21 protein-coding genes and 1 pseudogene are annotated in these 21,940 nt (G+C 44.2%); 8 read left to right on the forward strand and 14 right to left on the reverse strand.

Annotated features, from left to right (window positions below):
• From AB447_RS11705 to AB447_RS11730, 6 genes are all read right to left on the reverse strand, one after another.
• On the reverse strand, positions 1–599 hold a 599-nt coding region (locus AB447_RS11705), incomplete at its 3' end, for an NTTRR-F1 domain (protein ID WP_156415984.1).
• Between the two features lie 723 nt (positions 600–1,322).
• Entirely contained in the window at positions 1,323–2,015 is a 693-nt protein-coding gene (locus AB447_RS11710) for an N-acetyltransferase (RefSeq protein WP_048353024.1), read from the reverse strand.
• A gap of 108 nt (positions 2,016–2,123) precedes the next feature.
• Entirely contained in the window at positions 2,124–2,840 is a 717-nt protein-coding gene (treR, locus tag AB447_RS11715; protein ID WP_048353017.1) for a trehalose operon repressor, read from the reverse strand.
• Between the two features lie 20 nt (positions 2,841–2,860).
• Positions 2,861–4,549: an alpha,alpha-phosphotrehalase gene (treC, locus tag AB447_RS11720; RefSeq protein ID WP_048353018.1), complete on the reverse strand. Its 1,689-nt coding sequence runs from the start codon at positions 4,547–4,549 to the stop codon at positions 2,861–2,863.
• Between the two features lie 69 nt (positions 4,550–4,618).
• Entirely contained in the window at positions 4,619–6,034 is a 1,416-nt protein-coding gene (gene treP, locus AB447_RS11725) for a PTS system trehalose-specific EIIBC component (RefSeq protein WP_048353019.1), read from the reverse strand.
• A 136-nt stretch (positions 6,035–6,170) separates the two neighbouring features.
• Entirely contained in the window at positions 6,171–6,545 is a 375-nt protein-coding gene (locus tag AB447_RS11730) for a DnaJ family domain-containing protein (protein ID WP_048353020.1), read from the reverse strand.
• Between the two features lie 256 nt (positions 6,546–6,801).
• Between AB447_RS11730 and ltaS the strand changes: the two genes are divergently transcribed.
• The 4 genes from ltaS (at position 6,802) to AB447_RS25230 (ending at position 10,148) form a co-directional block, all read left to right on the forward strand.
• Positions 6,802–8,763 (forward strand): lipoteichoic acid synthase, encoded by a 1,962-nt coding sequence (gene ltaS / locus AB447_RS11740; RefSeq protein WP_048406774.1) that lies wholly within the window; start codon positions 6,802–6,804, stop codon positions 8,761–8,763.
• 128 nt (positions 8,764–8,891) lie between these two features.
• On the forward strand, positions 8,892–9,644 hold the full coding sequence (gene map / locus AB447_RS11745; protein ID WP_048406775.1) for a type I methionyl aminopeptidase: 753 nt from the start codon (positions 8,892–8,894) through the stop codon (positions 9,642–9,644).
• Between the two features lie 87 nt (positions 9,645–9,731).
• Positions 9,732–9,887 carry a hypothetical protein gene (locus AB447_RS26270; RefSeq protein WP_096892055.1) on the forward strand — a complete coding sequence of 52 codons (156 nt, stop codon included), beginning with the start codon at positions 9,732–9,734 and terminating at the stop codon, positions 9,885–9,887.
• A gap of 129 nt (positions 9,888–10,016) precedes the next feature.
• A complete protein-coding gene (locus AB447_RS25230) occupies positions 10,017–10,148 on the forward strand; it encodes a YflJ family protein (RefSeq protein WP_065894194.1) in 132 nt (43 codons plus the stop codon).
• 36 nt (positions 10,149–10,184) lie between these two features.
• Here the strand turns inward: AB447_RS25230 and AB447_RS11750 are convergent, their stop codons facing one another.
• Entirely contained in the window at positions 10,185–10,835 is a 651-nt protein-coding gene (locus AB447_RS11750; RefSeq protein WP_048353995.1) for an MOSC domain-containing protein, read from the reverse strand.
• 112 nt (positions 10,836–10,947) lie between these two features.
• Between AB447_RS11750 and AB447_RS11755 the strand changes: the two genes are divergently transcribed.
• From AB447_RS11755 to AB447_RS11765, 3 genes are all read left to right on the forward strand, one after another.
• Positions 10,948–11,220 (forward strand): acylphosphatase, encoded by a 273-nt coding sequence (locus AB447_RS11755; protein WP_048353994.1) that lies wholly within the window; start codon positions 10,948–10,950, stop codon positions 11,218–11,220.
• Positions 11,221–11,324: 104 nt separating this feature from the next.
• Positions 11,325–11,609, forward strand: a complete 285-nt coding sequence (locus tag AB447_RS11760; protein ID WP_046130372.1) for an autorepressor SdpR family transcription factor — start codon at positions 11,325–11,327, stop codon at positions 11,607–11,609.
• Positions 11,606–12,244 (forward strand): SdpI family protein, encoded by a 639-nt coding sequence (locus AB447_RS11765; RefSeq protein ID WP_048353993.1) that lies wholly within the window; start codon positions 11,606–11,608, stop codon positions 12,242–12,244. Before AB447_RS11760 ends, AB447_RS11765 begins: the two co-directional genes overlap by 4 nt.
• 22 nt (positions 12,245–12,266) lie before the next feature.
• Here AB447_RS11765 and AB447_RS27510 read toward each other — a convergent pair.
• From AB447_RS27510 to AB447_RS11795, 5 genes and pseudogenes are all read right to left on the reverse strand, one after another.
• A pseudogene (locus AB447_RS27510) lies at positions 12,267–12,860 on the reverse strand (DUF3885 domain-containing protein).
• A gap of 42 nt (positions 12,861–12,902) precedes the next feature.
• Positions 12,903–13,937 (reverse strand): glycosyl hydrolase family 18 protein, encoded by a 1,035-nt coding sequence (locus AB447_RS11780; RefSeq protein ID WP_048406776.1) that lies wholly within the window; start codon positions 13,935–13,937, stop codon positions 12,903–12,905.
• A gap of 14 nt (positions 13,938–13,951) precedes the next feature.
• The gene (locus AB447_RS11785; RefSeq protein WP_048353991.1) at positions 13,952–15,049 is read right to left on the reverse strand and encodes a nitric oxide synthase oxygenase; all 1,098 of its coding nucleotides are present in this window, start codon (positions 15,047–15,049) and stop codon (positions 13,952–13,954) included.
• A 122-nt stretch (positions 15,050–15,171) separates the two neighbouring features.
• Positions 15,172–16,815, reverse strand: coding sequence for a M14 family metallopeptidase (locus AB447_RS11790; protein WP_048353990.1), 1,644 nt, complete (start codon positions 16,813–16,815; stop codon positions 15,172–15,174).
• 123 nt (positions 16,816–16,938) lie between these two features.
• A complete protein-coding gene (locus AB447_RS11795; RefSeq protein WP_057957581.1) occupies positions 16,939–17,736 on the reverse strand; it encodes an MBL fold metallo-hydrolase in 798 nt (265 codons plus the stop codon).
• A gap of 108 nt (positions 17,737–17,844) precedes the next feature.
• Between AB447_RS11795 and AB447_RS11800 the strand changes: the two genes are divergently transcribed.
• Positions 17,845–18,666 carry an MBL fold metallo-hydrolase gene (locus AB447_RS11800; RefSeq protein ID WP_048354001.1) on the forward strand — a complete coding sequence of 274 codons (822 nt, stop codon included), beginning with the start codon at positions 17,845–17,847 and terminating at the stop codon, positions 18,664–18,666.
• A gap of 44 nt (positions 18,667–18,710) precedes the next feature.
• Here the strand turns inward: AB447_RS11800 and AB447_RS11805 are convergent, their stop codons facing one another.
• On the reverse strand, positions 18,711–19,289 hold the full coding sequence (locus AB447_RS11805) for a VanZ family protein (RefSeq protein WP_048353988.1): 579 nt from the start codon (positions 19,287–19,289) through the stop codon (positions 18,711–18,713).
• A gap of 83 nt (positions 19,290–19,372) precedes the next feature.
• The gene (locus AB447_RS11810) at positions 19,373–21,934 is read right to left on the reverse strand and encodes an FtsX-like permease family protein (protein ID WP_048353987.1); all 2,562 of its coding nucleotides are present in this window, start codon (positions 21,932–21,934) and stop codon (positions 19,373–19,375) included.
• Positions 21,935–21,940 lie beyond the last annotated feature (6 nt).

Raw genomic sequence — 21,940 nt, forward strand, 5'->3', positions numbered from 1 at the left:
CCGGTTGCTCCTGTCGGGCCGGTTGGACCGGTTGGACCGGTTGCTCCGGTTGGACCTGTCGCTCCTGTTGGGCCTGTTGGACCTGTTGGGCCTGTCGGACCTGTTGGGCCTGTCGGACCTGCTGCTCCATCAGTCTGTAAAAGTGCTACATCGTCTACAATGACATTAGCAGTTCCAAATTGCGGAAGAGTATTAATCAAAATAAACGCCATAGTAGAACCCGCAGGAGCAGGATCTGTCGTTTGGTAGATTTCAATCCATGTGTTATTTTCTACAACCGGTAATCTATTAAATGGAATATTAACAAATAGCCCCTGTCCAAGGAAGTTAAATGAACTATCAAAAAACGAAACCTGTATCTGCACTTGAGGAGACGGTAAAAATCCCGATTTGGCCAAAGACACTAGAAATTCTAAACCCTCTCCAGGGTTAACTGGGGCAAATTGAGCTATAAATGATACTACATTTCCGCCCAGCAATGTTGTCGACCAAAAACCCGAATGAGAAAACTGAGTAGTGACCGTTGCATTTTGGCCAACCCAAGGCGGGAGTGTCCCTGTCTCGAAACCCCCATTAACAACTACATTTTGAATCGACATATAGGATTTTACCTCCTTTTCTTAAATTTGCTTCAATAGTTAATTTAAAGATTGAAGCTAGCATATACTATGAATTCATATATCACTCGGTCACGTTGTTTTCCATACGATTAAAACACATTTATAGCTAAAGTTTGAGCGTCTACTATATTGTTAAAAAATGAATTCTCTTAAAACTGATTTAAAAATAAAGAGAGATGCTCTAAAAGAACATCTCCCTCTTCTCTAAGGGAATCGAATTATATTTAAATCTCTATTGAAAGCTGCTGCAGAAGCTACGTTTGCAGCCGTTGTTACGGCTTTTCTAACTATATAGGTAACAGTTTGCAGCGTCAGGTACAGTATCAACAAAAGTGCTAGCTAGCGGGAATCTTTGTGTTCCAGCCGCAGCAAGACTTCTATTAAAAATTCTATTTTGAAGCAGAGTTCCGTTTCAGTAAAGCCTTGATTCAATAATAATTTTGCTGTATTTACAGCCTCTACTGCCAGAGTATAATCGAATTAAACATTTTAACCGCTGCATACAGTTACACCTGGTACTGTTACAACAGTTACTTCAGTATTTAACGGAACAGCCGGAGGATTATAGACTGAAATAGAACCTGAGATATTTGTAAAGAAAAGCGCTGTTTGAGGGCTGGCTGGTCCCGTTGGGCCTGTCGCTCCTTCGATATTTAACATTTATTCCTTCAAAACCAAAAACCGTCTTTCTATAGGAGACGGTTATTTCATCACCCGGCCCGGGTTGCCGTAAGCGGTTTTTCCGGCGGGGATATCTCTTGTGATGACGGCTCCGGCGCCGATTACGGCGTGTTCTCCGATAACGACTGATGGCAGCAATGTCGCATTGTTGCCGATTTTTGCTCCCCTTTTAATCGTTGGACCTTTATATTGGTAATTTCCCATTCCCATGTATTTATCATTTGATGTTGAACAGCACGGACCGATGAATACCTCATCTTCGATTTCCATATCGGCGGTGATATAGCATCCCGTTTGGACGGTCACCCTGCACCCGATCTTTGTATTGTTCTCAACCATGGCGCTTCGGCCGATGATGCTTTCTTCTCCGACCGTCACATTTTCGCGGATGCTTGCCATATCGCCCACAAACACGCCCTTTCCCAAACAGACATCCCTGTATATAACAACGTTTGAACCGATGACCGCTCCATCCTCAATCACCAAAGGTCCGCCTGCTTTTTTCGGCTGGCGCGCCATTTTTTTATTTGAAGAAGTCCCTTTGCCAAGTACGGTCAAGTCGCCGATCATCACTCCGCTTCCGATCTGTGTATCCTTCTTGATGATCGCATGGTGGCCGATCGTCACGTTATCCCCGATCGCCACGTTTTCTTCAATGACGGCACCTTCTCCCAATACTACGTTCTTTCCAACCTTAACGGTCTCATGAATCATTCGCATAGCCTCCATTTCGCATGCTTTGCCTTTGGCATCATATTCAAATTGGACGCGATGAGAAACGGCTCCACAAAAAAAAACACGGCCGCCGTCAGGCGGACCGTGCTACTTTTCCCGTCTTGCAAAATCGACAAACCGGAATTTATCAAGCCGGTGTCTGCTTTCCGTATATTGAAACAGTGTCGTGTCATCGAGGAACACATAGTTTTTCACGACGACGATGTGCTCATATCCGTTTAAATCCAAATATGTTTGATCCGTTTCCGTACACGGCTCAACGACGATTTCCTTGTGGGCATAGCTGATCGCGAGTCCGAGCTCATCCTCTATATATTGATAAATGGAATCCTCGCATATCTCTTTCGTTAAAAGCGGGACGTTTTTACGGATAAAATAATCCTTATCAAGGATAACACGCTCTCCGTTGATTGTCCGGGACCTGACGACTCGCCATACCTCCTCGTCTTCTTTAATCCGAAGCTGTTTTTGGATATATACACCCGGATGGATCAAGCCGAATTCATGTACGGTCGTGCTCGTCTGTCTTCCAAGCGTTTCGGAAAGCTCTTTAAAACTGACCAGTCCGGAAACCGGGAACTGCATTTTTTCCCTGTTGAGGACGACTGATCCTTTTCCCCTGATTTTTTGAATATAGCCATTTTGAGCAAGCATATTCAGCGCTTTTCGAACGGTCTCCCTCGACGTGTCGTGCCGGTCTGTCAGATCGTGTTCCGACGGCAGGATATCGCCGGCGTTCAGGATGCCCTGATCGATTTGTTCGGCGATTTCTTTATAAATCATGACGTATTTGTTGACTTTCATTTTTTACCACCCAGCTTAGTTTAGCATGGTTTGGCAAGATGATAAACTATCGATTGATAAGGCTTCACCATAAAACGGCCGAATTGTTCCGGAATCTCCAGATCGTTTGTGATCAAAACCTCGGCAGAATACCCTTCGCAATCGATATTTTCAGGCAGGCGGAACTCGGTTTCCTTGCCGTAAAAATTGTTGATGACGAGGAGCTTTTCGTTTTTTCCGTTTCTTACATATGCGAAAAGCTGCGGATCGTCTTCAAGAATGAGCTGAAAATCGCCTGTTGTGATAATCTCGCATTCTTTTCGCAGCTTATTCAGCTTTTTATAATGGTAAAAAACCGAATCGGGATCGTCCAGCGCTTCCTCGGCATTAATGTCCTTGTAGTTCGCGGGAATCGGAATCCAAGGCGTTCCGGTCGTAAACCCGGCGTTTTCCCCGCCGTTCCATTGCATCGGTGTCCGGGAATTATCGCGCGATTTCGCTTTTAAAATGTTGATGATCTCTTGTTCGGGCTTTCCTTCTTCTTTCATCAGGCGGTACATATTTATAGATTCCACATCCCGATACAGCGATATATCATCAAATTTCGGATTGGTCATTCCGAGTTCTTCACCTTGATAAATGTACGGGGTGCCTTGCAGCATATGGATCGCCGTCGCCAGCATTTTCGCCGATTTTTTGCGGTGCTTCCCGTCGTCTCCGTAGCGCGAGACGATCCGCGGCTGATCGTGGTTGCACCAGAACAGCGCATTCCAGCCGCCTCCTTTATTCATCTCCGTCTGCCATTCGGAAAGAATCTTCTTTAATTTTAAGAAATCAAACTCGCTTAAGCTCCACTTTTCCCCGTTTGGGTAGTCGACCTTTAAATGATGAAAATTAAACACCATATTCAGCTCTTGATTGTCGGGGTTCGTGTATTTGATGCAATCGGCAATTGATGTCGATGACATTTCTCCGACCGTCATGCTGTCATATTGTGAAAAAACTTCCCTGTTCATTTCATGCAAAAATTCGTGAACGCGCGGACCGTCCGTATAAAATCTTCGTCCGTCTCCTTCGCCGTCATCCGGAAAGCGCTGGTCTTTGGAAATGACATTGATAACGTCGAGCCTGAAGCCGTCAATCCCTTTTTCGAACCAGAAATGCATCATCTCATACACTTTTTTTCTGACGTCTTCATTTTCCCAATTCAAATCAGCCTGCGTCACATCGTAAAGATGGAGATAGTATTGACCCGTCTTTTCTTCAAACGCCCACGCGGAGCCGCCGAATTTCGACTCCCAGTTCGTCGGCTCTGATCCATCCGGCTTCCCATCCTTCCAAATATAAAAATTCCGGTAAGGATTGTCTTTCGCCGATGATGCTTCTTTAAACCATCTGTGCTCTGTCGACGTATGGTTGACGACAAGATCCATGATCACCTTTAAGCCGCGTTTGCGGGCTTCCTCCAACAACCGCTCAAAGTCCTCCATTGTTCCGTAATCTTCATGAATCCGGTAGTAGTCGCTGATGTCATAGCCGTTGTCATGTTGAGGAGATTCGTAGATCGGCGTCAGCCAAATGACATCACAGGCAAGCTCTTTTATATAATCGAGCTTTTCGATGATGCCCTGAATATCGCCGACACCGCTTCCTGTCGTATCGTTGAAGCTTTTCGGATAGATTTGATAGACCACGGCTGTTTTCCACCATGGCTGTTGTTTCGTTCCCATTATCAGCACCACCACTTTCTTTCTATTGATGAAAAGGGAAAAGAGACCGCAACATGCGTCTCTTCCCGTTTATGATTTTTGTTTCATTCTTGCATACACGTATGTTCCGGCAAACGGCGCCACCAGCACAATAGCCATCCCGATCGCAAACGCGCCCCAATACTGGCTCATGATTGAGAAAATGCCCGGGACGCCGCCGACTCCGACAGAGCTCGCCAAGACTCCTTGTGAGGAAATATACATTCCGGCAAGCCCCGAGCTGATCATCGCGATGATAAACGGAAACCTGTACCGCAGGTTCACCCCGAATATCGCCGGTTCGGTAATGCCGAGATAAGCGGAAATGCCTGATGTTAAGGAAAGCCCTTTTTGTTTTTCATCTTTAACAATGAACATCATCGCAAGCGCCGCCGACCCTTGAGCGATATTGGAGAGCGCGAGCATCGGCCATAAAAATGTCCCGCCGAGCTTGGAGCCGATAAGCTGGAGATCGACCGCAAGGAACGTATGATGCATTCCGGTTATGACGAGGGCCGAGTACAACCCGCCGTACAAGAGGCCCCCAAGAGCTGCGAATGTGCTGAATACCGCAATAAATCCGGAAGTTAAAGCGTTTCCAACCGCAAATGTAACCGGCCCGATGATGATAAACGACGCAAAGCCTGTCACAAGCAGCGTAATCGGAGCAACGACGAGCAGCTGAATGCTTTCGGGAGTCCGCTTCGTTAAAAACTGCTCAATTTTCGCAAGCAAATAGGAAGCGATCAATATCGGCAGCACCTGCCCCTGGTACCCGACTTTCTGGACCTCAAGGCCGAAAAGGTTCCAAACCGGGATTTTTCCGCTTTGCTCCGCAGCCCCGTATCCCCAGGCGTTTAAGAGATCCGGATGCACCAGCATGACGCCGAGCACGATCCCAAGAAGCGGATTGCCGCCGAAACGCTTCACGGCCGACCAGCCGATTAAGGCAGGCAGAAAAGCGAAGGCCGTTCCCGCGATCAAATTGATCATATTGGCCAGATCAGCCCACTGCGGATAGACTTGAACGATCGACTTTCCGCTGAAGAAAATATCCTGTGCCGTTAAAATATTGTTGATTCCCATCAGCAATCCAGCCGTAACGATTGCCGGCAAAATCGGAATAAAAATATCCGCAAGCGTTTTCACGGCACGCTGCAAAGGATTCATCTTTTTCTCAGTAGCCTTCTTCACATCATCCTTCGTGGCTTCGCCGATTCCTGTTTCCTTCACGAACTCGGCGTATACGCTGTTGACCGTCCCCTGGCCGATCACCACCTGAAACTGGCCGTTTGCCGAAAACGATCCCTTCACGACGTCAATTTGATCAAGCGCCTCTTGATCGACCTTGCTTTCATCTATTAACGCAAATCGCAAACGAGTCACACAGTGAGTGGCCGCTGCTATATTTTCCGCACCGCCGATAGCATCGGCAATTTGCCGTGCAGATCTGTTCAGTTCCCCCATGCCAACCCCTCCGTTCTATACTTGTATATACATGTTACGCTTTTATTGTATCCCTGTATATACAAGTAGTCAACAGATTTTTTACAGCGCTTTCAAAAAATTAAAAACAGACCTCTAAGGTCTGCCTCTATGTCTGCTAACGGCCGAGCCGGCGATACACCTTATCTTTATAAAAAGCGGATGCAGGTTTGTCGAACAGGCCTTTTTTGTCTGCAAGCCTGTCAAGCTTGAGCCTGTTTTCCGTTTTTCTTTCCATTAACCGCTCGCGTTCGCTTTCGTCCGTACATTTGGCGATCAAGTCTTCAATGGTCATCAGTTCTTTTTTCAAAGCCCCTTCATCACCGGCCATCCCGGCGTTTTTCAGCATCCTGTAAGCCATCCGGAGATCTTCGGGAACATGGGCTGCTTCATCTTTTTTTAGCGGCTTGCCCATTCCCGGCAGCCTGTCAAACTCCCCGTCCTTGATCGCCCGCTTAATTCTGTCCTCGGAGATTAGATATGAGAAATCCATGTTCTCACCAGCCTTTTTCATTCATATTATAAATCAGTCTGCCATAAAACAATAACAGAGCCAATACGCATTCCGCGCAAAATATTTCCAGATCGCTAAAAAGGCTCGAAAAACGCTTTTCCGCCGGGGGTTTTGCCGTTTTTTCGGCCGGCTCAGTTAACGCTTTTCTAAATCGGCATTTCATGGTATATTTTATACATTCGTTTTTTCTTTCGTTCCGATGGTTTTATGCTGATCCGGAAAAAGGAGTGTAACAATGAAAAGATTTATAAAGGAAAGAGGGCTTGCCTTTTTTCTGATAGCCGTTGTATTGCTATGGCTAAAAACGTATGCTGCTTATGTAATTGAATTTAATTTAGGAATAACCAACATAGTACAAAAGATTTTGCTTTTTGTGAATCCGATTAGCTCAAGCTTGTTCTTTCTTGGATTTGGACTTCTGTTCAAGAAAAAATTACAGCAGACAGCCATAATAGTGATTCATTTTTTAATGTCTTTTTTACTTTACGCAAACATCGTATACTACAGATTTTTCAGCGACTTTATCACGCTGCCTACGATCATGCAGGCAAGAACAAACGGCGGACAGCTCGGGGACAGTATTTTCTCATTAATGCATCCTCTCGATGTCTTTTATTTTATCGATACGATCATATTGATCGCATTGGCCGTTTTTTATAACAGACCGTCTGAAAAAACGACAAAGCGTCCGTTTAAAATCGTAATGGGTGCAAGCATCCTGGTCTTTCTCGCCAATCTTGCAGTTGCGGAGATGGACCGTCCGGAGCTTCTCACCCGCTCATTTGACCGGAACTACCTTGTGAAGTATTTGGGCACATACAACTTCACAATCTACGATGCAGTCCAAAACGTCAAGTCTAACAGCCAGCGCGCCTTTGCAAAATCAAGCGATGTCACAGACGTCGAAAACTATATCAAAGCCAATTATGATAAGCCGGATCCTAAGTATTTCGGAAAAGCGAAAGGCATGAACGTCGTCTATATTTCGATGGAATCGCTGCAGAATTTTATTATCGACTATAAGGTTGACGGCAAAGAAGTTACGCCGTTCTTAAACTCGCTGGCACACGATAATGAAACGTTTTATTTTGATAACTTTTTCCACCAAACTGGACAAGGTAAAACATCAGACGCCGAATTTATGATGGACAACTCGCTGTATCCTTTATCACAAGGTTCGGTATTCATCAATAAAGCGCAAAACACGCTTCAGTCGGCACCGGCGATTTTGAAATCCCAAGGCTATACATCCGCGGCTTTCCACGGCAACTACAAAACGTTCTGGAACCGCAATGAAATGTACAAAGCCATCGGATATGACAAATTTTTCGACGCGACGTATTACGATATGAGCGAAGAGAATACGAAAAACTACGGCATGAAGGATATACCGTTCTTCAAAGAATCCATGCCGCTGTTAAATAGCCTGAAACAGCCGTTCTATACGAAGTTCATCACGCTGTCAAACCATTTCCCGTTCGAAATGGATGAAGGCGATACAGACTTCCCGGCCGGAAGCACAGGCGACAACGTCGTTGACCAGTATTTTCAATCGGCTCATTACATGGATCAGGCGCTCGAACAGTTTTTCAACGATCTGAAAAAATCAGGACTGTATGACAATACGATTGTCGTCATGTACGGCGACCACTACGGCATTTCTGAAAACCACAATAAAGCAATGTCCAAAGTATTGGGCAAAGATATTACACCGTATGAGAATGCTCAATTACAGCGGGTTCCGCTGTTCATTCATGCTCCGGGTGTCAAAGGCGTAAAATCCCACAAATACGGCGGTGAAGTCGATGTGGAACCTACCCTGCTTCACTTGATGGGCGTGGATACGAAGGATTACCTGATGAGCGGTTCTGACCTTCTGTCTCCTGAACACCGCGAAGTGATTCCGTTCAGAAACGGTGACTTCATTTCACCGAAGTACACGAAAACGAACGGAAACTACTACGATACGAAAACAGGAGAGCCCCTCAGCGAAAAAGACGTCGATCCGAACATCGATGAATCGGTCAAAAAAGAGCTTGAAATGTCGGACAAAATCGTCGACGGAGATTTGCTGCGGTTCTATAAACCGAAAGGATTCAAGGCAATCGATCCGAACGACTACGACTACACCAACCATAATCCGAAAAGCTCCGAATCCGACGCATCTAAAGCAACAACATCGGAGTCCGGACAATAATCAAAAACGCCTGCTTCCTTAAGACGGAAGGCAGGTGTTTTTTCACCGTCAAGCCGCGCTGTTCCTTTTTCGGGAACAGATATGGTAAGCTTGATGTAGAATATAAAAAAAGAAAGCGGGAATGAACTGTGATTGTAACGAATGACCAAGAGCTTGAAGGGCTCAAAAAAATCGGCAGAATCGTCGCTTTGGCGAGGGAAGAAATGAAGGCAAAAGCCGAGCCCGGCATGAGTACAAAAGAGCTCGATCTGATCGGAAAACGGGTGCTTGAAGCCCACGGAGCCGCGTCAGCTCCGGAGAAAGAATACGATTTCCCGGGAACGACGTGCATCAGCGTCAATGATGAAGTGGCCCACGGCATTCCGAGCACTTCTACGATTTTAAAAGAAGGAGATTTGATCAATATCGACATTTCGGCTGAATTCGGCGGCTACTATTCAGACACCGGAATTTCATTCGTATTGGGCAATGGCGATGAAACGCTGCACAAGCTGTGCCAATGCGCGGAAAGCGCTTTTCAAAAAGGTCTTGAGCAGGCGCGGGCCGGAAAAAAACAAAACCAAATCGGCAGAGCCGTATACAATGAAGCGAAGGCACACGGATTTACCGTCATTAAAAACCTGACCGGCCACGGGATCGGAAAAAAGCTTCACGAAGCGCCGAATCACATTCTAAACTACTATGATCCGTTTGACAGCGCGCTCTTTAAAAACGGAACCGTCATCGCGCTGGAACCGTTTGTTTCGACAAAAGCAGAGCATACTGTAGAAGGAGGCGACGGCTGGACGTTCAAAACGCCTGACGGAAGCCTGGTGGCGCAGATCGAGCATACGATCGTGATTACGAAAGACTCACCCGTCATTTTAACAAAACTGGATTAATCGATAAGCTTACACCCGGACTTCCGTGAAAGTCCGGGTTTTATGTTACAATAAAAAGCAGCATGGCCGAAAGGAGCTCTTTTATTTATGTTGTTTGCCATCATCGGACTGATTTTTTTCATCGAAAGCGTAATATTAACCGTCTATGCCCATAAAAAAAAGAACGGTTTTTTGAAATACATCGGAATCGTTCTCAGCATTTTGATTCTTACGATGGTCATCACCAGTCTGATCCATCATTAACCTTTCGAATCAGTCCTTTAGACTAATTCGAAGGAATCAGTTTTTAAAAATTTCGTTATGCCCCTTTTCAAAGGTTTTGGATGGATGTTAGAATGCCAATTAACCCATGATGGAAAGGAGTTTTCTGACATGCATTACGGAAGCAAAGGCTGGTATGTTCAAGAATTGAAAAAGCTGGGGATGACGACGTATGAAGGAAGAAAGCTTCAAAGCTACAAAACGCACTTTTTAGCGAATCTGCTTGACACCGTTAAAAAATAATCATGATGCCGCACCGTTTTTCCGGTGCGGCTTTTTTTATGCACTCAGCTGCTTTATAAATGCCGCCCTCCAGCTTTCTGACAAAGCCTCGACCTCTAGGATCTTCCGAATGGCAGGCTGATTATTCCGGTCATGGTACATCAAACGGTTTGCATATGCGACAGTGATTTCGTGCGCGTCGCGGGAGACGAAGTGCAGCCGCGAATCGGGTGCAACGATCCCTTCCTCCAGCACCCTGAAATAAAAGCCGCTGTAGCCGGTGTCCCTTACTTTCAGCACCATATCTTTGACATTCAGCTTTTTGGCGAGCTTAAAACAAGGCTGCCGCGGCTGGCTCACCTGCACCAGCGCTTCACCGAGCTTGAAAATGTCACCGATGCATACGTCTTGTTCAATTAATCCTTTGACAGACAAATTTTCGCCGAATGCCGCCTGAGGAAGCTTTTTGTCAAGCGCGTTCTCCCAATACGGATAATGGTCCGCCGGATAGACGCACACCGCCTTATCCGCGCCGCCGTGATGGACGAGATCGGCCTGCTTGTCGCCGTCAAAATTCGTCCTGCTCAAATATACGGGAGAGCCGGCGGGACGTTTAAAAATCGCCGTCTCCACTTTCTTCCCTTCAAATTCGCATACTTCCGGTGATCCTACATAAATTGACGAAATCTCATACTCTTTTTGATCCAAATTCTCACGCCCTTCCTATATTTTCATATTGTAGCGGTTCGCATTCTTCATGTCCATCCCGTGATCGAAAAACGGGAAATATGGTAGCATAGAAGAAAAGGGGTGTTCTAAGGTGCTTCAATATCGGATCATTGTTGACGGACGCGTCCAAGGCGTCGGCTTCCGTTACTTCGTACAAATGGAGGCGGATAAACAGAAACTGACCGGTTGGGTCAAAAACCGCGATAACGGCACTGTGGAGATCCGTGCCGAAGGGCCTGAAGAAAGCCTGAAACAGTTTCTGAAAGCCGTCCAAAAAGGAAGTCCGTTTTCACGCGTCACAAACGTCACATTCGAGGAAACAAAACAGCTTGACGGATACCAAAAGTTTAACATCTCTTATTAAAAGCCGCCGTTTCGGCGGTTTTTTTCGTGTCTCTTGACTTCTTCGGGCAAATACTTTAGTATTTAGTTAAATAATTAAATATCTAAATACCAAGGGTGTCAAACATGAATCAAACCTTTAAAGCTTTGGCAGATCCGACCAGGAGAAAAATATTGAATCTGCTGAAAGAACGGGACATGACTGCCGGTGAAATCGCCGGCCATTTTCAAATGTCAAAGCCGAGTATCTCCCAGCATCTAAAAATCTTAAAACAGGCCGAATTAATTCAGGATGAAAAAAAAGGGCAATTCATCATTTACTCGCTGAATACGACGATGTTTCAAGATATTATCAGCTGGGCTTTCAGCTTTACTGAACAAAACGGAAAAGACGAAGGGGATGCAAAATGAAGAAGCACATATTTCCGCTATCTATAATAATCATCAATCTGTTGGTTTGGGTATTCGCGTACCCGCACATGTCCGATCAGGTCCCGATCCATTGGTCATCCTCAGGCGAAGTCGACCGCTATGCCTCAAAAATGGAAGCGATGCTGACTGCGATGGGACTGATTATCGTTGTGTACGCCTTGATGGCCGTCACGCCAAAAATCGACCCCCGCAAGAAAAACTACCGCCTGTTTTCAAAAACGTATGATATTCTCGTCAATGCGATGATGGTGATCTTTTCTTTGATCAATTTATTGATGGTGCTGTCCGGACTCGGATACGATCTGCCGACGCGGAGCATCGCCCCGGTCCTTGTAGGGGCTCTTCTGATCGTAATCGGCAATTACCTTCCTCGGGTCCGTCCCAATTTCTTTATGGGCATTAAAAACCCTTGGACATTGAGCAGTGATGAGATTTGGAAAAAAACCCACAGATTCGGGGCGAAAGTATTTACGGTCGCAGGAATCTTCATCATAGCGGACGGCTTGTTTGCCATCGGTCCAAGTGTGATTCTGCCGATTATTTTGATTACCGTTTTTGCGCCGTATGTCTACTCGTACATGTTATTCCGAAAAGAAAACGGCATGAACAGATAAGGCTGGTTTTAACCGGCCTTTTTTATTTATTTGCAAATAATCGATCGATCCGGCCCCTGTCATCGTCTAAAATCCATTCGTTCAACCGTCTGTACAGCGGCTCAAGGTCTTCTTTCTGAGCGGCGATCACGTCACATCCCCGGTCATCATACAAATGGAAAACCATCTTCCGCGAGGCATTCAAAAAATAGATGTCAAAATCGTATCCCGGATTCGAAAAGTCTTTGGCGCATATGACGGACCGCAGTTTGCCAAAGCGGATACCGCCCTTCGTGCAGCGAAGAAGATAAAAACGGCTGTCCCCCCGGTACTGCAGCCTCTTTAAAATCGCTTTTTGCTTCATGCATGTTCATCCGTTTTTTTGGCCAAAGGTAACATCCGCGGCAATCAGCATGTTATCGGCGGCTGAAAACACCCGGTCGAATATCGCAAGGCTTCTTTCTTTCATCTGCCGAAGGTTGTCCGTTTCTCCATGATCTGCCCAAGGCTTTGCGATTTCAAAACGAATCCCGTACGGCCATCTATAGAATAACGGCGGTTTTAAGTACATCCCCATAAAATGCCGTTCCATAAACAAGTCAATATCGTGTTTCATAAAACAGCTCCTTTCGGGCATAAATCAGGCTGCCCGTTTTTTTTCGGACAGCCGTTTCAACGTTTATTTCATTCCTTTTTGAACCGCCTTCCAGAACGACGCTGATTCGTGTCCTAAAGAATAAACAGATACACCTGCGATTTTATACTGCTTGGCCAGGCGGCTTTTCGCTGCAATCGTTTTTTCGTCTTCATACCAGACGACATGTTTATGTTTGCTTGCGTCCTTATAAGAAAACGTCATGGAACCCGATTTTTTGTTGTAAACAGGCTTTGCCTTCAGCTTTTTTTTGAGCGCCGCAAGCTCATTCCACTGTTTTAATTTGCTGTTCGATTGATCCTTCAGATCCCAGTCGTTTCCGTAAGACGGGATGCCCATGATCACTTTATTCGCTTTGATTGTCTTCACCGCATATTGTAACGTTCCCTTGATCCAGTTCGTTCCGGCGACTGATCCCGGGCTGCCCCAAACGCCGTGTTCGTCGTATGTCATAACTTGCACATAGTCGGCATATTTGCCGATTTTTGCGTAGTCGTACGGCCAGCTCCAGTCATCATTTCGATTATCGGCGCTTTTGGCAGGAACCGATACCATCGTTTTGATCTTGTTCTTTTTCAATACGCCTGCGACGTATTGAATGAGGCTCGAATACTTGGCCCTGTCGCCCGGTTTTACCGCTTCAAAGTCGATGTTGATTCCGGTAAACGATTCTTTTTTGGCAAGCTTGACGAGCCGATCGGCAAAATGTTTGCGCGCAGTTTTGTTTGTCATGACGCGCGACGCCAGGTTCCCATCAAAGTCTTGAATCGATTCATTATAATTGGAGATGACCGCCCACGTTTTTATTCTTTTCTTTTTTGCATACGACAGCTGGTTTTTCGGCGTCTCTCCGATGATGTTTCCTTTTTGGTCAAACGCATACGTATCAGGCGCTATCGCGTTAAGATAGCTGTGATAACCCGTCAGCGAACGGTATGATGCCGTCTCCCCCGTCGTATAACCGAGTACGATTTTTGACCCTTTTGCTTCCGCTCCCGTATAAGTCAAAACGGACAACATCATAGCCAGAGCGGCGCCAAGCCAAAGGTGTTTTTTCATTGCTGCAGTCTCCTTTACTTTTTGATATAAGGCTTATCCTGATAAAAATAATTCGGTTTGACGGTTTTATTCTCATAATGGCTGTGGAAAATATGGGTCGATGCCGGCGACATCGGCGGGATCAGCCACGTCCAGCTTGCCGTCAGCTCACGTCCCTCTTCTGCCTCCTGCTCCTCAAAGCGTTTAAACTGGCTCGCCGCCGTGTGGTGATCGACGATGCTGACGCCCGCCTGTTTGTACGAATGAAGCACGGCCGTGTTCAATTCAACGAGCGCCCTGTCTTTCCACAATGAAGCATTTCGCTCAGTATCAAGGCCCATGATGTTTGCCACTTTCCCGAGCATATTATAGCGGTCTTCATCGGCTAAATTGCGCGCGCCGATCTCCGTGCCCATGTACCAGCCGTTAAACGGAGCCGCGTTATAATGAATACCCCCGATTTCAAGCTTCATATCCGCAATGATCGGCACAGCATACCATTTCAGCCCCAGGTCTTTAAACGCTTCAATATCAGGGTGCGTAAGCGGCACCTCTTTGACGATCGACCGGGGCAGCTCATACCAGACGGGAGGCTTGCCATCGATTTGGAAAATAAGCGGAAGCACGTCAAAATGCGTTCTTTCGCCTCTCCAGCCAAGCTCCTCGCAACTCCTAGTCAAATCGATTGAAGCCGGATCCCCGATGATGCCGTTTTCCGTCTCATAACCCGCATACCTGATCAGCTGGTGATTCCAAATCGTCACCTTTTTTTTGCCGTTTTCCTCAGGCGGAAAAATCGTAATGAACGGTTTGATTTTCCCGTCGTTCGTCGCCGATTCGATATGATGATAAAGCGCGTCGCGAACCTCCTCTTCCGTCCCCGCATCGCGCCTGTCGATGACGGAAAGAGAGTTCCAAAACAGCCTTCCGATGCAGCGGCTGCTGTTTCTCCAGGCCATCCTTGCTCCGTGTTCCAGCTCTTCTGCCCGATGCGAATAGCTCCCCGTTCTGATGATGTCCTCCCGGATTGTATGTAAACGTTCCTTCATTTCTTCGGCTGATTTAGACAATTCTTTATAGCATTGTTCAATGAAGTTCTTTGCTTCCATCCAAAGCGCTTCGCGATTTTCCAAATGATTCCTCTCCTTCCTGCTCCCAATTGATTCTTATTGTATCGGTTTCCGTTGAGGTTTAAAACCTTTCTTTCTGAAATAAATGTTAAAAAGCATCCGCCTTCAAGACGGATGCTTACCCTTTATTTTTGTAAATGAAGCGCTTTTTGATCAAGCATAAAACGATAGACAGGCAGCTCTTTTCCTTTTTCAGAGGAGATGTAGCCTGTGCTTACAAAGCTGTCAACCGATTCAGGCTCAAGCGCGATCGACAGCAGATTCGTTTGCGGCTGTGCCGTAACATACACTTTTGTTCCTTTCGGAAATTCTTTTTTCACGCGTTTGAGCGCCGTTTCAACTTGAACCACAGGACGGCCTTCTGATTCTCCGGCCGTTTCTTTTGAGGTGACCTGATAGGCTTCTGCTGAAAGCTTTTGCTTAAACGGCAATGCCGCGCTTTTTAGGCCTTGGTCTTTCAGTTTCCTATCGATGTCCCCGTGCCCAGGGAGGACGAGGTAGGCGACCGGCCGCGTTCGCGAAAGGACGGGAACGGCTTGGCTGGAGCTGTAATATTGAACCGGAACGTCAATCGTCTGACCTGAGGCGATGTCAGCCATTTTCAGCGTGTCTTTAAATGGTCCGGCAAAACCGCTTTTGATGACCACCTGGTCCTTGTCATCCGCTTTCGCCCCTTTTTGGATCAGCTTCCATTTCTCTGAGGCGACAAGATGTTTGATTTCCGCCGCATGCTTGACTGTCGTATCAATGATCGTTTCATGCGTCGTCACTTGGGCGGCGACCCTTCGTTTAAAGTTTTCGCGGCCGATGTCGATTCCCCTGCTCTCGACCAGAAATGAAAGAGCCGGCTGAAGAGCAAAGGCGTTGCGCCCGATTCTCGCTTCCGGCCCTCCTTCATGGATCTCTATTTTTCCGTCTTTCGTTTTCCCTGTCGTATAATAGAAATCGTTTGAAAACCCTTTTTCACTGAGCTTTTCTCTGACGCCGGTTACAAAAAGGCTGTCAGATGCGCTTCTGATTCCTTCCGGTATATTTAAATTTTTTCCTGATAAAATTAAAAGATCGTGGTATTTTAAGGCACCTTTTTCTCCGATATTCTGAAATTCATTTTGGCCGACGCCGTATTCGTGTGCGTCGATGACGACCTCCGGAGAATATTTATTGAATTCTCTATGAAGCGCACGCAGCTCGGGTGACTCAAGCTTCACATGATCCCGGTTTGCGTCGATGCCGCTCGCAAGCCTTCTATTGAACTGATACGAACCGTCAGGATTGATTCTCGGAACGATGATCACATTGACTTTTTGAAGCACTTTGTCGCCGTAAGGTCCGGCCAACTTCTCGGCGATGGCCAAAGCCGATTCGCCTGAGGCCGGTTCATTGCCGTGAATCTGTGCCTCCAGCCATATCGTCGGTTTACTGGATACGGGGAGGATGCGGTCGTCTTTTGTAAAGTACAGAACCGGAATCGCTCTTTTCTCAATTGAAAAACCGATATTTTTCATTTTGACATTCGGACTCTTTTTTGTCAGTCTAGTGATAAACCTCATCATTTCTTCCTGTGTCGTGAATGCCTCATCATCCTTTACGAATGCCGGAGTTTGAAACGTTACATCAGGCTCCGGATATAATGAAGACAGTTGTTCTGGCTGAGTATAAAACTTTCCATAATAAGGGGTGTCAGCAGCATGGACCGCATCGGACAGCATCAGTCCGCCCAACAAAAGAGAAATTCCAAACAAAGCCTGTACCCTTTTTTGAACGCTCATCTTTCCTCAGCTCCTTTCACAGCATATCTGCATTATAAATGAAACACCCGCTCCTTTTGTCAAAAAAGTCGGAAAATGAATCATTTGGTGCATAAAAACACGTAAGGTTATGGTTATTTTTACTTACCACCCCTGTGAAGCGGGAAGGCTGTCCGCGAGGCTCGACAGCTCTTGCGAAAAGTCCGCTCCCTTCATCGGCACGCCGTGTCCGGTCAATAATGAGGCAGGCTTCAGCTCAGCCAACTGTCGAATCGACTCCCCCGCTTTTAACCAGTCCATCGTGAAATACGCCGGCGGCCCGTTCAACTCTTGTTTTTGAATCGCAACCTCAAAAAGGGATTCCTGCTCAACCGTCGTGACGGCGTCACCAGCAACCAACGTTTTATCCGATTCGCGAAAAAGCGAGATATGCCCCGGTGTATGGCCCGGGGTAGCAATCCACCTCCAGTCTTCTAAAAACGGAACTGAGCCATCTTCCTTAAGCGGCTTTGCCCTTGACGAAACATCGATCGAATGCCGCGGAAACAGCGGGGACAGCTTTGCGACCAGCCCGCTTTTCGCCTCAGGTTTTGCCGGCGGGTAATCGGCCTTTCCCGTTACATAAGGCATTTCTTCCGGATGGACATAGACGGGAACCTGCCACTTATCCAACAGCTCCTCCAGCGCCCCGACATGATCGAAATGCCCATGCGTCAAAATGATCGCTTTCAGCTGACGATCGTTTTCAAGCAGCTTCTCCGCCTCTTTGATAATGAAAGATGCCGATTTCGGCATTCCGCAGTCGATCAGCACCGCATCACCGGATGGCGCGAGGATAAAAAACACATTGACAATCTGAACCGTTAATCCGTAGACTCCTTTTGCATATTCCTTGCAGACCCCGCTATTCACAGAGGTCAGAGGCATATAAGAATCGCTCACTTGTATCACCGTCGCTTTACAAAATTTTTCAGCGTTAGTTTGTGCTTGCTCCAGTGTGTTTATGAGTATTTTTGCATCGAAGGGGCGGCTTGCCGGCCGGCGGACGGCATGGTACAGTTTTTTAAAAAGAGGTTGGGAGGCGGGAAAAGGGTGGAGGATCGCTGGTTTACCGTAACAAAGCTTGATGAGAAGACATTTGCGATCAGTGAATACGGACATTGGGAAAATGTTCACTCCTATTTGCTGCTCGGAACAAAACAAGCCGCTTTGATCGACACAGGACTCGGGATTGACAATATCAAAAGAATAACCGACAAGCTGACGAACTTGCCGGTTACCGTGATTACCACCCATGTGCATTGGGATCATATCGGGTGCCACGGGGAATATGAGCGGATTTATGTACACGAAGCTGAAAAAGATTGGCTCACCGACGGAATAAAAGGTCTTCCAATCGAACAAATAAGAAAAGACGTGTCACACGGTATTACGAAACCCGTCCCTGACACGTTCGATCCTGAAAGCTATACACCGTACACAGGTAAACCGACGGATGTTCTGGCAGACGGCGACATCATCGAGATCGGTTCAAGGCCGCTTGTCATTTACCATACACCAGGACACTCCCCGGGCCATATCTGCATCTTTGACGCCGCACACGGTTATCTGTTCACCGGAGACCTTCTGTATACCGGAGCTCCCATCTATGCTTTTTACCCGACGACAGATCCGGCCCGCTTGGTTGAGTCACTTGAAAAAATTTCGGCCATCAGGCATGTCAGGAAGGTTTTCGGCGGGCACCATCAGTTGGAGCTGAATCCCGTCATTTTACAGGAAGCCTGGTATGCTGCATTGCACTTAAAGAAACACGGGCTGATCAAGCATGATACTGGCATTCATCGATTTAAAAACCTGAGTTTTCAGTTTTAAGTAAAAAAGATGATCGCTTGCGGGAAAAATCTTCCGCGCTTTATTCAAAAATGCAGACCTTTCCTGCGGGAATCTGATCCTTTAGCTCCAAGCATTAAAGATGCCAGACAAAAACCTATTACGCCGCCGGCCGTATTTAGAATTAAATCGTCGACATTAAAAGTTCTCGCCATTATTAATCCAGTCACAGATAGCACAAGCTGGAGACTCTCAATCAAAAAGCTGGTCAAAAAAACAAACATTGCCGCTTTTTTAAGCGAAGTTTTTCTCCATAGAACGGAGAGATATACACCTAAAGGAATAAGCAATAAAATATTAAAAAATGTAAGCTTGACGGAATTCCAAAAAAACCAGTCAAATCCGCTCTGCTGATACATTTGCACCCATTCAGACACAAAATAAAACGGGATGAGCTGAATGTTCATTTGAGCGTATGCCGGCTGCGGCGGAATGTTGATCCCGCCTAACGTATAGTGATAAACGAAGCTCAAATAAACAATAAAACTGGCAAACACCATTTTTCTAAAAAAACTTGTCTTTTTTCGGTTTTTGACAATGTCATACAAAAAGTAGACAATTGCAAACATGAAACCGAGCAGCATTAAATCAACTGACCAGAACATTAAAATCCACACCCTTATTTTTTGTCACTATACTATCAAGTTTTGTTTATTTTCACCATAGCACATAAACACTACTTACCAAACTATTCTTCCTCAGTTTTTAAAGCATCAGAAATACTTATTTTTTTCAATACGAAAAATAAGATAGATAGTGAAATCAAGGATAAAGTGCCTGTAAAAGCAACTGAGCAAAAGTAATATTTGAGATAATTATAAATATTATGGTTTTCAGGCTTTGAAAATGTAAGAAAAACAATAATTGTTCCGCTTGAAAGAAACGCTAAAATTAAATAGGTAGTCATTTCAATTATTAGTTCTTTAAAAACTGCTGTGACACTTTTTCCAAAGGCTCGATTAATTGCAATTTCAGCTTGTCTTTGAATGATTCTAGAATAGATTGTTGCAGCTAATGTTAAAACAGAATAAAATGCAGTAACCGTAAATAATATAGTTCCTATTATTGAAAGATAATTTGAAATTGATTCAATCCTCTTATTATCTTCTGTTTCCGAATAATAAAGACTTCCAGGAATTGAGGCCACCATTTGTTTCGTTTTATTAATAATCCCCTTCTTTTTTTGATTAGAAATAGAATGATCAGTATATATTTTCAATTCTTTATAGCCATCAAAAACCCAAAATTTTTTAGCTACTTCTTCATAAATTAAAACTGTAATTCCTTCACGCTCTTGAGAAATTTGATTTTTTTGCATCATGTAAGGAGACAAGATGATTTGTTCTATCTTAAAATCCCAATTTTCAAAAGCTAGTTTTTTTTCATTAGAGGTAAAAGCAATCCTACCAATTTTCACTTCGTCTCCATTTATAATTTTATTATTCATTCCTTTTTGATTTATTTCAGGAAAGAAAATAAAGGCTGACCTGGATTTTTTTAATTTCCCAATGGAACTTTCTTCGAAATTATACATGTATTTAAGTTGTTTAAGTTCACTGTCATTCACTAATACAATCTCCACATTAGGAATTGGTATAAGATTATTTGGTATTAAATTATCAATTGTATCCTCAGATATCTCAACATTTATATTTTCCAGTTTATAGTTACTCAACCAAGATTTAATGTATGGTGAAAGCTGTTGTTTAGTTAAAAGTAAGGTACTTCCTAGTGAGTTTGGAACTTTATCAATATAAATAATTCCTGGCATGCGTTGAAGATCTTCCACACTTTTATAATCAAAAGAAACAGATTGATTGGTTTCTATTGCATAGCCATTTACATGTTCTTCAGCAGTCAATTGCTTAGATGAAAGTATAAAATCCGGTGTTGTTTCTTCGGGTTTATCAATTATTTCTTCGGAAATTAACTGGGTAAAGAAAAAAATCATGATCGAGAAAGACAGTATCACAATAAATAATATGGAAGATTTCCATCGAAACCCAAGTTGAATCACTAAAGACTTCAATTTAAAAGGAAATTTCTCGATAAATTGATAAACACGGTATCCCTTTACTATACGAGGATTCCCTTTTAAATTCGTTTGAATTGTTTCTTTGCTTATTTTTTCCGTTAAAATTAATGCTGTTATGCATAATGAAAAAAATAATACGATGAGCCAAATCGTGACGAACAGAGTAGATTCCAGCAGAGGTGAAGAACTATAGCTATCAGTAACATATGTTTGATGATTTAATATCTTTTTCAAGTATGTCCCAACTGGAAAAGATATTAAGAAACTCACTAAAACAATGATGGTAATCTGAAAAAAAACAAGAAGCCTTATATGATGTTTTTTTGCTCCATAAGATCTCAGTATCGCAATTTTTTTTCGGTAATTCTTATAGAAAACCTCAAATATTCGAAAACAGCAGCATAACGAACCGAATATTAGAATAATTGAAAAAAACAAACAGATGTGAAAAATGGTATTATAGTTTTTATATCCTTCATTAAAAAGATTCTCGTTTTCATATAATTGTTCAACACTTGACAAATGGTTTTCGAAATTTTCATTTATTTCTTGTTCGATCCTATCTACATCTTCATTTTGAAGAGAAAAAATAAGACTATTTTGTATATCAATATGCTTTTTTGCATTAAGTATTGTCGGACTTACAAAGATATTCGGATATGTATTCTTTCCTTTTTCTATATTTATTGGAGTAGACCAATTAGATGAATAGTTATTCACAACACCTACTACTTGGTAATCTTCCTCAATAGCACCTATTTTTAGTTTAACATTCTCTCCAATAACGTCATCTGTTTTAAAAGATTCAGTTAAAAATGATTCAATAGCAATCTCATTTTTGTGTACAGGCATCCTCCCATGTAAAATATGGATATGCCCTAATTCTAAAGCATTTTTGTCAAACCATCCAATAGATGCTCCGATTGCAGAATCATTAAAATCTTCCGTATAACCAACTAAAAAAATTCCTCCTCCTTTTTTTATACTATGTATTCCTTTTAATTCTTTGAACTCCTTTTCATTAAGATTGTTAATTATAGCATGATGTTCACCATATTTTTCATAGGCCTTTTCTTTTGTGTATTTCAGAATTTCTTCTGTCGCACTGTTCACCATAATAAGAAAGACCATAGATATAAAGATAACAAAAACCATTAAATAAGATATTTTTTTTCTATGGAACAATGACTTGAAAGCTAATTTAACCCAAAACATATTTCA

Source organism: Bacillus glycinifermentans (assembly GCF_001042475.2).
In the GTDB taxonomy this organism is placed as follows: Bacteria; Bacillota; Bacilli; order Bacillales; family Bacillaceae; genus Bacillus; species Bacillus glycinifermentans.

Bases quoted from the DNA above. Each gene is read 5' to 3' on its own strand.
- AB447_RS11710 (WP_048353024.1), bottom strand. From the start codon at position 2,015: ATGATTCATGAGACCGTTAAGGTTGGAAAGAACGTAGTATTGGGAGAA.
- treR (WP_048353017.1), bottom strand. From the start codon at position 2,840: ATGAAAGTCAACAAATACGTCATGATTTATAAAGAAATCGCCGAACAA.
- treC (WP_048353018.1), bottom strand. From the start codon at position 4,549: ATGGGAACGAAACAACAGCCATGGTGGAAAACAGCCGTGGTCTATCAA.
- treP (WP_048353019.1), bottom strand. From the start codon at position 6,034: ATGGGGGAACTGAACAGATCTGCACGGCAAATTGCCGATGCTATCGGC.
- AB447_RS11730 (WP_048353020.1), bottom strand. From the start codon at position 6,545: ATGGATTTCTCATATCTAATCTCCGAGGACAGAATTAAGCGGGCGATC.
- ltaS (WP_048406774.1), top strand. From the start codon at position 6,802: ATGAAAAGATTTATAAAGGAAAGAGGGCTTGCCTTTTTTCTGATAGCC.
- AB447_RS26270 (WP_096892055.1), top strand. From the start codon at position 9,732: ATGTTGTTTGCCATCATCGGACTGATTTTTTTCATCGAAAGCGTAATA.
- AB447_RS25230 (WP_065894194.1), top strand. From the start codon at position 10,017: ATGCATTACGGAAGCAAAGGCTGGTATGTTCAAGAATTGAAAAAGCTG.
- AB447_RS11760 (WP_046130372.1), top strand. From the start codon at position 11,325: ATGAATCAAACCTTTAAAGCTTTGGCAGATCCGACCAGGAGAAAAATA.
- AB447_RS11765 (WP_048353993.1), top strand. From the start codon at position 11,606: ATGAAGAAGCACATATTTCCGCTATCTATAATAATCATCAATCTGTTG.
- AB447_RS11780 (WP_048406776.1), bottom strand. From the start codon at position 13,937: ATGAAAAAACACCTTTGGCTTGGCGCCGCTCTGGCTATGATGTTGTCC.
- AB447_RS11790 (WP_048353990.1), bottom strand. From the start codon at position 16,815: ATGAGCGTTCAAAAAAGGGTACAGGCTTTGTTTGGAATTTCTCTTTTG.
- AB447_RS11800 (WP_048354001.1), top strand. From the start codon at position 17,845: ATGGTACAGTTTTTTAAAAAGAGGTTGGGAGGCGGGAAAAGGGTGGAG.
- AB447_RS11805 (WP_048353988.1), bottom strand. From the start codon at position 19,289: ATGTTCTGGTCAGTTGATTTAATGCTGCTCGGTTTCATGTTTGCAATT.
- AB447_RS11810 (WP_048353987.1), bottom strand. From the start codon at position 21,934: ATGTTTTGGGTTAAATTAGCTTTCAAGTCATTGTTCCATAGAAAAAAA.